This window comes from Antribacter gilvus, assembly GCF_003946865.1.
Taxonomy (GTDB): domain Bacteria; phylum Actinomycetota; class Actinomycetes; order Actinomycetales; family Cellulomonadaceae; genus Antribacter; species Antribacter gilvus.
Map to the genome: position 1 here is coordinate 214428 of NZ_QXTH01000005.1, position 12146 is coordinate 226573.

The following is a 12146-nucleotide window of genomic DNA, read 5'->3' on the forward strand; positions in this document are numbered from 1 at the left end:
TCCCCGTCCGACGCCCCTGACGGGGAACAACTACCTGGTCGCGGGGCCCGGGCTGAGGTCAGGCCCGCTCCACCACCTCGACGGTCAGCACGTCGCCGCTCTCCGCGCCGTCGGCAGCCTCGAGGCGGAACACGACCTCGCCGGGCGCACCCGCCGCGCGCACCGGATCCACGAGGTCGTACTCGACCTCGGCCAGGCCCTCGCCGTCGGGCGGCGTCGTGAGGGTCCGCGACGGGTCGAGCGCCAGGCCGTTGAGCAGGACCTGGTGCCCACGTCCCGGGTGGTCGAGGAACCGCAGGCGCACGGCCGCCGGCCGCTCCGGGGTGCGGAGGCGGTACTCGAACCACCCGGTGGTGCTGCGCCAGTGGATGCCCCCGCCGCCGCCGGCTCGGGTGGCCTCCCCCGCGAAGCCGTGGTCCACCTCGGGCTGCTGCTCGCCGGCGGTGACGCGGTCGACCACCGAGGCGGCCGCCGCGTCGGCGGCATCCAGCGCGGCGAGCCGCTCGTGGGCGCGCGCCGGGTCCGGGTCGGCCGGGAAGCAGATCGTGTAGCGCTCGTCGTGGAGGCCCGCGAAGGGTTCGAGCAGCACGGTGGCGGGCACCAGCCCGCCGTCGCGCTCCCGCACCACGGCGAGCTCGAAGGTCAGGGTCCGGGGGTCGACGACGGACACCGCCGCCTCGGGCGGGTCAGCCACCACGATCGCGCTCTGCCGCAGGGGGACCGCACGACCGTGCGCGATGTGCGCCATGCGGTCCTCCCCCGCCACCAGACCGGTCAGGTCCTCGCCGCCGTCGCGCGCCGCGAGGACGACGGGCCCGTACCGGAAGGCGACCCAGCCCGACCCGTCGGGCAGCCGCTCGGCGGTGAGCCGGGGCGAGAACCGGACCACGACCGCCGTCGTGCCGCTCCAGGTCCGGCGCAGCTCGGCGTAGCCGTCCACGACCGCCGGCTCCACCTCGGCGCCGTCCACGGTGAGACCGGCCAGCGAGGCCCAGGACGGGACGCGCAGGCGGAGCGTGCGCTCCCGCGGCTCCGCCGAGGTGACGACCAGGCGGGCCTCCTCGTCGAAGGGGAGCTCGGTGGTCTGCTCCACCCGCAGGCCCTCCGCCGCCCAGTCCAGGACGGACGGCGTCCAGAGCTCGACGCGGAGGTCGGGCCCGTCGTGCGTGTAGGCCAGCTCGTTGTAGCGGGTGTGCCCCTCCAGGCCCGACCCGACGCAGCACCACATCGACACGTGCGGCCGCGAGTACACGCGGTAGTGCGCGGGCCGCATCGGCGTGAAGTACACGAAGCCGCCGCGGCGGGGATGCACCGAGGAGAGCAGGTGGTTGACGAGGGCACGCTCTGCCAGCTCCACGGCGGGGGCGTCGGGCGCGCGGTCCAGCCGGAGGCGAGCGAGCTCGACGAGGTTGTGGGTGTTGCAGGTCTCCGGGCCCTCGCGGTCGGTCATCACCTCGGTGAAGTCCGTCGCCGGGTGGAAGTGCTCCCGCACGCTGTTCCCGCCGATCGGCAGGGTGCGGCGCTCCACCACGGACGCCCAGAACGCGTCCGCCGCGGCCGCGAACCGCTCCTCGTCGGCGAGGCGCTGGTAGCCGAGCGCCTTCGGGATCTGCGTGTTCGCGTGCAGGCCGTCGAGCGGGTCGTCGCCGGCCACGAGCGGGTCGATCAGCCGGCGGTGGGCGAGCCGCCGCCCCTCCGTGACGTAGTCCTCGCGGCCCAGGAGGTGCCCCAGCTCGACGAACGTCTCGTTCAGCCCGCCGAACTCCGCCGTGAGGATCTGGTCCACCTGCTCGTCGGTGAGCGCCTTGGTGACGGACAACCACCAGTCGGCCCAGCGCACCGCCATCCGCAGGGCCCGGTCGGAGCCGCCGTGCGTTGCCGCGTCGACGAGCCCGGCGAACGTCTTGTGCAGGTTGTAGACGGGGACCCACCGGCCGTTGAGGTTGAACAGGTCGGCCTCGATCCGGCCGCTCGCGAGCTCCTCGCCGAGCGCGGGACCGTCCGGGACTCCCCCGAGGTAGCCGGTCCCGACGGCGTCCTGGCAGCGTTCGAGCACGTCGAGCAGGTGCTCCATCCGCTCGTGGAGCGCCGGCAGCCCTGTGACGGCCCACAGCTTGGCGTGCGCCGAGAGGGCGTGCCCTCCGATGTGGCCGTCGAGGCCCCCGGCCTCCCAGTCGCCGTACGACGCGGCGTCGCCCGGCAGCCCCGCGCCCGCGAGGAACGGCGCGAGGAGCCGGTCCAGGTCGAGCTCGAGCACCGCCTCGAGCGCTCGCTGCTGCACCTCGGCGAAGCGGCCTGGGCCGAGGCGGACGGCGCCGAGGGGGAAGGTCCGGCCGGACGTGGCGGGCTGGGTGGGGGTCGTGGACAACGCTGCTCCTCGGGGTGGACCGTCCCGCGGGGCGGCTGCGCCCGGCGGACGGGGACACGGTAACCCGAGCCCTCGCCGAGACAGTGGGATCGTCCGACGAACGCACTACCTCGGCAGGAGGCCGACGCCGGCCCCCGCAGCCGGCATCCGCAGCGGGCCGACCGCGAGCCGGGCAAGCTCGCCGATCGCCGCGTCGACGCGCGGCAGGTGCCGCTCGGCGCGGGCGGCGCGAGTCAGCACGACGACGGCGACCGGGTGCTCGTGCGGGAACCGCACGACGGCGGCCTCGTGGCGCAGCCTCCCGAGCGTGCCGGTCTTGCCGTGCAGCGTGACGTCGTCGTGCGGGAAGCCGGAGCCCACGCGATGCCGCCAGGCCTGGTGCGCCATCGCGTCCCGCACCACCTCGTGGGCGGCGCCGCCGCGCGACCACAGCACCCGCAGCACCACGCCGAGCTGTGCCGCTGTCGCGGCGCTCGCGTAGGCGGGGTCGTACTGGGTGGTCTCCACGACCCGGTCCGGGTCGGCGAGCAGCCGGAGGGCCTCGGCGGGAGTGGCAGCCGCCGTGTCGCGCACGACGGCGGCAGTCTCCGCCGCCGACCCCTGCCGCACCAGCGTCCCGGGCAGTCCGAGCTCCCGCAGGAGCCTGTGCGCACGGTCCAGCCCCACGAGCGCCAGGACCGCGTCCCCGCAGGCGTTGTCCGAGACCGCGAGCATCAGCCGCACGGCGTCCCGCCCGCTGAGGTCCACCTCGTCGAGAAGCATCGCGACGCCCGTCGGCCCGGGTGTCCTCCCCCGGGCGGGGAGGGTGACACGTGCGCCTGGGTCGAGCTCGCCCCGCTCCACGAGGTCAGCCCAGGCCACCGCGAGCGGCAGCTTGTAGAGCGAGGCGACGGCGACCGGCGCGTCGTCGGCCAGGCCCACCGCTCCCGGCGGGCCGTCCAGGCGGGTGGCGTGGACCCAGGCGGTGACGCCGGCGTCGCGGGCCGTGTCCCGGAGGCGGCCGACGACGGCGCGCGTGGCCGGGTCGGTGGCTGCGGTCAGGCCCCTCATGTGGCGGGCCTCGGGCCGGGCGGGCCGACGGTCGGCGGCGACGCGGCCGCGGGGGGTGTCTGCGACTGCGACGTGCCCAGCGTCTCCGCGAGCGGCGCCGCCGCCGCGAGGGCCGCACCCAGCGCCTCGGCGACGGCGTCGTGGTCGATCTCCGGCCGACGATGGCTCGGGTGCGGCTGCACGACCCGGAGCCGCAGCGGCGGGGAGCCCGGCGTCGGCTCGTCGTCGGGGCCGGCCGGCACCAGGCCGACCGCCGCCCCGGCCGCGACCAGCGCCTGCCTCCCCCCGACGTCCCGGGCCTCCACCACGTCACCGCTGTGCCCCGCACGACGGAGCGCGTCGACGAGCTGGTCGTGCGCGGGCGGCTGGTGGTGCCGTGGCGGGACGGCGACGGGCAGGTTCGTGCGCGCGAGGTCGCCGCCCTGGGTCGCCGCGCCCGCGCCGTCCGGCCGCTCGAGCCGCATCGGGACGACGACGACGGGCCCCGCGGTCAGCCCGTCGACCACGCCGGGGTGCCGCACGACCGCGACGTCGATCAGCCCGTCCCGGAGGAGGTCCACCAGCTCGACGCTGCCGGCCACCGTCGGCACGACGGGCAGGCCTCGGGCCGCCGGGGCACGGAACAGTGCGGGCACGAGCCCGTCGAGGTCCGCTGCCACGCCGACCCGCGGCTGCTCGGGCACAGCGAGGTCGCGAGCCCGCGCCACAAGGTCGTCCGCCCCCTGGAGCAGCTCGCGTGCCGCAGGCAGGAGGTGCCTGCCCGCCGCCGTGATGCGCACGCCCCGAGCGTCACGGTCGAAGAGCCGCACCCCGAGGTGCTGCTCGAGCCTCCGGATGCCCTGCGACAGAGGCGGCTGAGTCATGCCGAGGTCGCGTGCGGCATTGCCGAAGTGCCGGGCGTCGGCGACCGCACCGAAGAAGCGGAGGTGCCGGATGAGGTCCACCGGCGGATCATACGCAGATCGACTCGCGCCGGGTCTGCAAGACTCTTTGACTCTCGATCAGGGCCTCCCACAGGGTGGGCGACATGACACGAACAGTGAGCCGTAGGACCCTCCTGACCGGAGCCGCCGCGCTGGGGGCGATCAGCGTCGCCGCGCCCGCGCGTGCCGCCTCGCCCGCGCCCGCCGCGCCCCTCGCCCGGACCGTTCCGAGCGGTTTCGCGACCTTCAGCTGGCTGGGCACCTCCGGCTGGAAGATCCGGACGCCCACCACCACCGTGCTCCTGGACCCCTACCTGAGCCGGTTCGACACCGGCTTCGGCGCCGGGGCGTTCACCGCCACCACACGCCTCGCCGTCGACCAGGCGGCGATCGACGCGGCGATCGGCACCGCGGGGGCTCCCGAGGGCACCGTCGACGCGGTGCTGGTCACGCACACGCACTGGGACCACTTCGCCGACGTGCCGGCCATCGCCGCTGCCCGGGGACCCATGGTGTTCACGACCCTGACCGGCTACCACCTGGCGCTCGCGATGGGCGTGCCGCGGGCACAGCTCGCCGTCGTCCGCGGCGGCGAGGAGCTGCACCTGGGCGACCTCGTGATGCGCGTGGTGCCGTCGCTGCACAGCCGCACCGGCACCGGCGCGCTCCTCTTCCCCGGCGCGCACACACAGACGCCGCGCCGCCCGCGCACCATCGCCGACCTGCCCGAGGGCGACACGCTGTCGTTCCTGCTCCGGTCGCCGGAGGGCCGCTCGGTGCTGCTCCTGGGCGGGAGCGACCTCGACGACCTGGCGCTGCGCGGCCTCGACGTCGACACCGTCGCCCTGCCGGTCGCCAGCACCGACGCCACCGCCGGCTACGTGGAGCGCGTGATGACCGTCCTGCAGCCGTCCACGGTGGTGCTCGTGCACTGGGACAGCTTCGAGGTGCCGCTCGCCAACCCGCCGCAGGCCGACGACCGGACCCGCGCCCGGATGGCTGCCACGGAGGCGGAGGTCCTCCGGCACTCGCCGGGGACGCGCGTGGTCGTGCCGGAGTACCTGACGCCGCTCACCCTGCTCTGACGTCGGCCGCCTCAGCGGGCGATCGTGAACCCGCCCGTCCACGGGATCGCCTCGGTGATCGCGAGCCCCATCTGGAGGTAGCCCACCGCCTCGAGCTGGCGGGCGGAGGCGAGCGGGCCCGCGTCCACGCCCTGCGCACCGGCGGCGTCGACGAGGTCGATCACCTCCCGCTTGGCGTCGGGGTCGTCTCCCGCGACGAGCACCGTGACGGGTGCGTCCCCGACGCTGCCCGCGGACAGCGTCGCGGCGAAGTTCGTGTTGAACGCCTTGACGACGCGCGCGTCCGGCAGCGCCGCGGCCAGCTCGGCGGCGGCGCTGCCCGCCTCGATGTCCACGGGCGTGAACGTCTCGAAGTCGACCGGGTTCGTCAGGTCGACGACGACCTTGCCGGCGAGCTGGTCGCCGTACCGGGACGCGACGTCGGCCAGGGCGGGGTACGGCACCGCGAGCAGGACGATGTCGCCGGTCAGCGCACCCGGCTCGTCGTCGTGCCCCACCGGCTGCACCTGCGCGTTCGCCCGCCCGGCGAGGTCCGAGAGGGCGGTGCCCATGTTCCCGGTCCCGATGATGGTGATGCTGGTCATGGACCTGCTCCTTCGCCCTGTGGACCGCTCCGGCGCGCCCCTGCGCGTCGCTGTCGGTTCCAGCCTCGCCGGAACCGGGGTCCCCCGCGAGCCGGACCGATGAGTTCTCCGCGCCCGGGTCGTCAGCCCTCGTGAAGCACCACACCCGGATCGACCGATCACGAGGAGCAGCAGCATGACCACCACGTCTCAGCAGCAGCATCAGCACGAGGGCCACGCCGAGCACCACGGCCCGCGCGCCCGCGCCCTCCCGGACGTCGTCGACCGCGCGGCCTGGCTCGAGGAGCGGAACGCGCTCCTGGTCCGCGAGAAGGCCCACACGCACGAGGGCGACGCGATCGCGGCAGCCCGGCGCCGGCTGCCGATGACGGAGGTCGCGGTGCGCGACCTCGTCGGCGACAACGGCCCCACGTCGCTGCTCGACATCTTCGACGGGCGCGACGAGCTCCTGGTCTACAAGCACATGTTCCACACCGGAATGCCGATCGAGGACCAGTGCGAGGGGTGCACGTTCAGCGTGTGGAACCTGCACGACACCTCATACCTCGCGGCGGCGGGCATCTCGTTCGCCGTGTTCTGTGAGGGGCCGTGGGACGAGGCCGCGCAGCTGCGCGACTTCATGGGCTACACCCTGCCCTGGTACTCGGTCGCGGGGGTGGACGACCCCGCGCTCGCCGGGGAGTTCGGCACCCTCGCGTGCTTCGTGCGGGAGGGCGACCGCGTCTTCCTCACGTACGACACCACCGGCCGCGGCATCGAGGCGATCCTGCCGCAGATCCAGCTCCTCGACATGACGCCCTTCGGGCGCCGGGAGGCCTGGCAGGACTCGCCCGAGGGCCGGGTCGGCGAGCACGACCCGTGCTGGTACTGGCGCAAGGACGGCCGTCCGACGGCGCAGTGGACCCGCCCGGGCGCGACGCCCGTCGACCCGAACATCCCGCACCGCCACCACCACTGAGCGCCACGGCGCCCCCGCCGAGATAGTGACTTCGTCCGACGGAGTCACTATCTCGGCGGGGGCGAGGGCGGGACCCGGCCGACACCGCCGGCCGACACCGCCACCTCCCCCGCGTCGGGTACCGCCGCCTGCGCGCCGTGCCGGGTGACGGTGATCGCCGCCGCGACCCCCGCGAGGTGCGCGGCCTCGGCGAGTCCCAGACCCCGCGCGAGCGAGGCCGCGAGCACGCCGCAGTAGGTATCACCGGCGCCGGTGGTGTCGACGACGTCGACCGGGATCCCCGGCAGCCGGACCAGCGGCGACCCTCGGCGGGCGACGAGGCTTCCATCACCGCCGAGAGTGACGACGACGGCGGGGACCCGGGCCAGCAGCGCGGCGGCGACGTCCGGCGTCGGACGGGGACCGGCGAGGCCCGCGGCCTCGTGCTCGTTGACCACGAGCACGTCGACCTGCTCCCACAGCGCGTCCGGCAGGTCGCGCCACGGTGCGGCGTTGAGGACGAACAGCGCGCCGCGCCGGCGAGCGCGGGCGGCGTCGAGGACGACGTCGACCGGAACCTCGAGCTGGGCGAGGACGACGTCGGCCACGGCGAGACGTCCCGCCTGCACCGTGCCGACCTGGACGTGCGCGTTAGCGCCGGGCGCCACGACGATGGCGTTCTCGCCGTCGGGCGACACGGTGATGAGCGCGGTACCGGTCGGGGCCGCGACGCGCGCGACGACGTCGGTCCGCACGCCCGCGGCGGCGAGCGACGCGAGCAGCAGGTCTGCCGCGTCGTCGCGGCCGAGCGCGCCCACGAACGTGGTGTCCGCTCCCCCGGCGCGCGCCGCCGCGACGGCCTGGTTCGCGCCCTTCCCGCCCGGCGTGCGGCGCAGCTCGCCGCCCAGGATCGTCTCGCCGCCCGACGGGTGGCGCGGCACGTCGACCACCAGGTCGACGTTCGCCGAGCCGACGACGGCGACCCGCCCGGCACCGCGTGCTGACGCCACTCCCGCTCCGCTCCATGAGGTCCGGCTGACGGAGGAAACGGTACGTGGCAGACCAGGCCGAGACAGTTCGTCCGTCCGACGAAGTCACTGTCTCGGCAAACGACCGCCGCCGAGGTAGTGCGCCCGTCGGACGGACGCACTACCTCGGCGAGGGGGTGGCTCCCCTACCGCGTCAGCGGCAGGTCACCGTGGTGTTCGACGGCGGCGCGCCGCTGCCGATGTACCCGAACGTGGTGCTGCCACGGGCCGGGAGGCTGCCGTTCCATGCCGCGTTCGTCGCGGTGGCGACGCTCCCGGACACGGTGACGTTCGCGCTCCAGTACTGCTGGAGCCCGCCCGGCGCGAGGTTCCACGACGCGCTCCAGCTCGTGATCGCCGCGGCTCCGGCGGTCACGGTGACCTCGCCCTGGTAGCCGGAGCCCCAGGAGCTGACCGTGCGGTACGTCGCGGTGCACTTGCCCGCCGGCACGGACGGGCTGGTGGTGGCGGTCACGGGGGCCGACGCCGCGGACACGTTACCGGCCTGGTCACGAGCGCTCACCGTGTACTGGTACGCGGTGGCCGCCGTCAGGCCGGTGTTCGTGTACGACGTGCCGGGCACCGTCGCGACGAGCGTGCCGCCGCGCCGCACCTCGTAGCCGGTCACGCCCACGTTGTCGGTCGACGCCGTCCAGGCGAGCGACGCCGACGTCTCCGTCACGCCGGTCACCCGCAGCCCGGCGGGCACGGTGGGTGCCTGGGTGTCGCCGCCTCCGGTCCCGGTGGTCGTGGCGGTCACCGCGGCCGACGCCGCGGACACGTTCCCGGCCGCGTCTCTGGCCGTCACCGTGTACCGGTACGCGGTGCTCGGGGTCAGCCCGGAGTCGGTGTAGGTGGTGCTGTTGACCGTCGCGACGAGCGTGGTGCCCCGCCGCACCTCGTACCCGGTGACGCGCACGTTGTCCGTCGAGGCCGTCCAGGACAGCGACGCCGTCGTGGTGGTGGTGCCCGTGACGGTCAGGCCTGTCGGGACGCTCGGCGCCACCGTGTCGACCGGGGGCTCGCCGCTGTCGCCGAAGAGCCGGTCGTAGTCCGCGAGCGCCGTCGCGACCGCCGTCTGCGCCCAGAACCGGTGGTACCGGAACTGGGGCGCGGGACCGCCGTCGAGGTGCGCCTGGACCTTGTTCCAGTCCGGGTCGTCGAGGTAGAAGGTCCGGATGTCCAGGAAGGAGGCGCCGGGGGCGACGATGTCGCCGTTGGGCATGTCGCCGGACCAGCCCGGGGGCACGTAGACGCCGTTGCCGCCGGCCACGTACTCGTCGTCGAACCGGCCGAAGTCGCTCCGGGTCTCGAGGGCGGAGACGCCCTTGGCGTCGCTGTTCTGCTCCCAGATCGCGTCGAGGAGCGCCTTGGCGGTGTCGCGCGCCTCGATGTTGCCCGACGCGGCGGCGTAGTACATGAGGGTGCGGGCGAGCGCGCCGGCGACGCCGACGTCCTGCCCGTAGCTCCTGACGTCGACGGAGAGGCCCGAGTTGCTGCCCGGGTTGGCCGCGTTCCAGGTGTCGGGCTTGCCGGTCCAGGTGAGCTCGGACGGGATCTGCCACGTGGTGTCGGTGACCGTGATGTGGTCGATGACCCACGGGACCCACTTATCGAGGACGGCCTTGGCCTTGAGGTTGCCGGTCTCCTGGTAGAGCTGCGCGACGCGCTCGACGCCCCAGCCCTGCATGCCCATCCACTGGTTCGACGGCGGGTCGTTGTAGACGGGCGCCTCGGTGTAGGCCATGCCGTAGAAGGTGGGCGTGCCGGCGGGGTGCGCGGCGTAGGCGCCGTCCCAGCTGTTGGTGGCGCCGCCGGCGATTCCGCCGTCGGGAGCCTGGAGCCAGGTGTAGAACTCGACCTGGCGGTCGAGGCTCTTCTGCCAGTCGGCGGTCGCCGTGGGCGACGACGGCTTGAGGTCGGGGTCGTTGGCGAGGGCCCAGGCGGCCATCGGGTTCTGGTAGCCGAAGTGTGCGTGGCTGGAGCCGATGCGCCAGGCCCACGGGCTCTGCGTGTTCAGCGAGCCACCCCAGGCGTAGTACCAGGACAGGAGGTAGTGGGCGCTGGTGCGTCCGCTGCCCGCGGCGCAGGACTGCGACTGGCAGCCGATGGTCTTGAAGTACTTGTCGAACAGCGCGTACCGCAGGTAGTCGCCCATCTTGGACGCCTTGCCGACGGTCGAGGCGACGGCCTCGGGCTGGCCCTGCTCGGTCGCGAACTTGTTGGCCCAGTACGCGGCCTCGACGGCGCGGGCGTCGGCGTCGGGCGCGTTGGTGTACTTCCACTGCTTCGCGTAGGACCCGTCACCGGTGAAGATGTCGAGGAAGCCGTTGGGGCCGCCGTAGCTGAAGTCGTCGATCGACGGCTGCGGGATGGTCTCCCAGACGGACTCCTGCGGGCCGCGCTGGAACGTGTTGATGTACGAGGTGCCCTGGTGCGTGGGGCCGAGCAGCGTCGAGGAGCCCGGCGCGGCGCCGAAGCCGTAGATGTTGTCGACGTCTGCCAGCCAGTGCATGCCGTAGATCTCGGAGGTGCCGTAGGTCGAGCGGAGCTCGGCGGCGATCGGGTCGGTCCCCACGGAGACGCCGCTGTTGAGCGCGGACGGGTACTGGCTCGGGTGGTTGAACTCGGAGGCGTACGTGGCGGGGCTGCCGGCGTTGTACGCGCCGTTGGTCGGCTGGTTCGCCGTCTGCGGGATCATGTACTCCTCGAGGGTGTCCCAGGCGTGGTTGAACGGGGCCCAGTCCCCGGTCACCTGCCCGTACGACGTCTCGAGCCAGAGCCAGAAGGAGTACGCCTCGGACGTGGTCTCGTGCCCGTAGTCGGGGGCCTCGACCATGAGGGTCTCGACGGCGTGGTACGGGATGCCCTGCGGCGAGAAGTACCCGTTGGCCGGGTCGTGGATCTTGTCGTACAGCTGGAGGAAGCGCTGCGTGTACTCCCCGTCCACGAGGGCCGTCACCTCGGCCTTCGTGGGAGAGCCTGCCACCGGCGCGGCGGCGGTCGCGGGCTGGACCGCTGCGAAGCCGGCCAGCACGAGGGCTGTCGACGCGAGCACCGCGACGGCGCCCGCGCGCCGACGTCCGGGTGGGGCTGGCGGGCGCGCCGCCCGCACGGTGGATCCTTGTCGTCGCATGGTGTTGACTCCTTCGTCGGGAAGCTCGTCACTGAGCACCTCACAGGGCCCGGCCAGGGTCGGGCCGCGCCCACTGTCGCCCCGGCCCCGAGGCGCGACAACGGACTTAACCGATTCACACGAAACGGCGGAATCCCGCCTGGTAAGCGCAATCCCGGGCCGTATCGGTTCGATCCAGGACGACACCCCACCGATGAGTTCCGGGCGGCTCCGTCGTCGGACAGGGCATGACTACTCACGCAACGACCGGCCGCGGCGACAGCGTCGCCTACGACCTGCGCGGCTCCGGCCCCGCCCTCGTCTTCATCGCGGGGGCGGGGCCCGACCGCGCCACCGACCCCATCACCACCGCGACCGCCGAGCTCGCCGCGGCGCAGGGCCTCACCACCGTCGTGTTCGACCGCCTCGGCCGGGGCGAGAGCCCGGCCGAGGGACGGCTCGACCTGGACCGGGAGCTCGACGCGATCGCCACGATGATCGAGGTCGCGGGCGGCCCCGCGGTCCTGTGCGGGCACTCGTCCGGCTGCTCGCTCTCGCTCGCGGCAGCCGACCGCGGGCTCCCGGTGACGGGCCTGGCGCTCTGGGAGGCTCCCCTGAGCGACCCCGCGGAGGTGACCCAGGCCTGGGCCGACGAGGTCGAGCGCCTCCTGGACGCCGGCGACCACCAGAACGCCATGCGGCACTACATGAAGGACATGCCGCCGGAGTGGCTGGGGGGCATGGAGTCGTCGCCGGAGTGGCCGGTGCTGGCGCGGACCGTGGCGTCGTACCGGGCCGACGCCCAGTCGCTCGCCTGGGCACAGCGGGCGATCGAGGACCGGAAGCTCGGCGGGATCGACGCGCCCGTCCTCGCCATGTACGGGACGGAGACGTTCCCCGGGATGCCGGAGGCGGCGGCGGACATCGCCGCCGGCGTGCGCGACGGGTCGACGACGGCCGTGGCCGGCGCGTGGCACAGCTGGGAGCCCGAGGCGATGTCGGCCGAGCTGGTGGCGTTCACGAAGCGGTGCGCGGGCGTCGGCGGCTGAGTGCGAG

The 12146-nt window shown here is 74.2% G+C and carries 9 protein-coding genes; 3 read left to right on the top strand and 6 right to left on the bottom strand.

Annotated features, from left to right (window positions below; all coding sequences use genetic code 11):
• Positions 1-58: 58 nt before the first annotated feature.
• The 3 genes from D1350_RS10745 to D1350_RS10755 form a co-directional block, all read right to left on the bottom strand.
• Entirely contained in the window at positions 59-2368 is a 2310-nt protein-coding gene (locus tag D1350_RS10745) for a beta-L-arabinofuranosidase domain-containing protein (protein ID WP_125775994.1), read from the bottom strand.
• Between the two features lie 105 nt (positions 2369-2473).
• Positions 2474-3418, bottom strand: a complete 945-nt coding sequence (locus D1350_RS10750) for a serine hydrolase (RefSeq protein ID WP_125775995.1) — start codon at positions 3416-3418, stop codon at positions 2474-2476.
• Positions 3415-4362, bottom strand: a complete 948-nt coding sequence (locus D1350_RS10755) for a LysR family transcriptional regulator (protein ID WP_125775996.1) — start codon at positions 4360-4362, stop codon at positions 3415-3417. Before D1350_RS10755 ends, D1350_RS10750 begins: the two co-directional genes overlap by 4 nt.
• An 83-nt stretch (positions 4363-4445) precedes the next feature.
• Between D1350_RS10755 and D1350_RS10760 the strand changes: the two genes are divergently transcribed.
• On the top strand, positions 4446-5426 hold the full coding sequence (locus D1350_RS10760; protein WP_125775997.1) for an MBL fold metallo-hydrolase: 981 nt from the start codon (positions 4446-4448) through the stop codon (positions 5424-5426).
• An 11-nt stretch (positions 5427-5437) separates the two neighbouring features.
• Here D1350_RS10760 and D1350_RS10765 read toward each other — a convergent pair whose 3' ends face one another.
• Positions 5438-6010, bottom strand: a complete 573-nt coding sequence (locus tag D1350_RS10765; RefSeq protein WP_125775998.1) for an NADPH-dependent F420 reductase — start codon at positions 6008-6010, stop codon at positions 5438-5440.
• Positions 6011-6185: 175 nt separating this feature from the next.
• Here D1350_RS10765 and D1350_RS10770 point away from each other — a divergent pair, with 175 nt between their 5' ends.
• Complete coding sequence (locus D1350_RS10770) at positions 6186-6968, top strand: DUF899 family protein (RefSeq protein WP_125775999.1); 783 nt, start codon at positions 6186-6188, stop codon at positions 6966-6968.
• Positions 6969-7015: 47 nt separating this feature from the next.
• Here D1350_RS10770 and D1350_RS10775 read toward each other — a convergent pair whose 3' ends face one another.
• Both D1350_RS10775 and D1350_RS10780 read right to left on the bottom strand, forming a co-directional pair.
• Entirely contained in the window at positions 7016-7957 is a 942-nt protein-coding gene (locus D1350_RS10775; RefSeq protein WP_125776000.1) for a ribokinase, read from the bottom strand.
• Positions 7958-8129: 172 nt separating this feature from the next.
• On the bottom strand, positions 8130-11111 hold the full coding sequence (locus D1350_RS10780) for a glycoside hydrolase family 48 protein (RefSeq protein WP_125776001.1): 2982 nt from the start codon (positions 11109-11111) through the stop codon (positions 8130-8132).
• 227 nt (positions 11112-11338) lie between these two features.
• On the opposite strand from D1350_RS10780, the gene D1350_RS10785 reads away from it, so the two are divergent.
• Positions 11339-12139 carry an alpha/beta fold hydrolase gene (locus D1350_RS10785; protein ID WP_125776002.1) on the top strand — a complete coding sequence of 267 codons (801 nt, stop codon included), beginning with the start codon at positions 11339-11341 and terminating at the stop codon, positions 12137-12139.
• Positions 12140-12146: the final 7 nt, after the last annotated feature.

Coding starts and splice junctions, on each gene's coding strand:
- D1350_RS10750 (WP_125775995.1), bottom strand. CDS start 3,418: ATGAGGGGCCTGACCGCAGCCACCGACCCGGCCACGCGCGCCGTCGTC.
- D1350_RS10760 (WP_125775997.1), top strand. CDS start 4,446: ATGACACGAACAGTGAGCCGTAGGACCCTCCTGACCGGAGCCGCCGCG.
- D1350_RS10765 (WP_125775998.1), bottom strand. CDS start 6,010: ATGACCAGCATCACCATCATCGGGACCGGGAACATGGGCACCGCCCTC.
- D1350_RS10770 (WP_125775999.1), top strand. CDS start 6,186: ATGACCACCACGTCTCAGCAGCAGCATCAGCACGAGGGCCACGCCGAG.
- D1350_RS10780 (WP_125776001.1), bottom strand. CDS start 11,111: ATGCGACGACAAGGATCCACCGTGCGGGCGGCGCGCCCGCCAGCCCCA.
- D1350_RS10785 (WP_125776002.1), top strand. CDS start 11,339: ATGACTACTCACGCAACGACCGGCCGCGGCGACAGCGTCGCCTACGAC.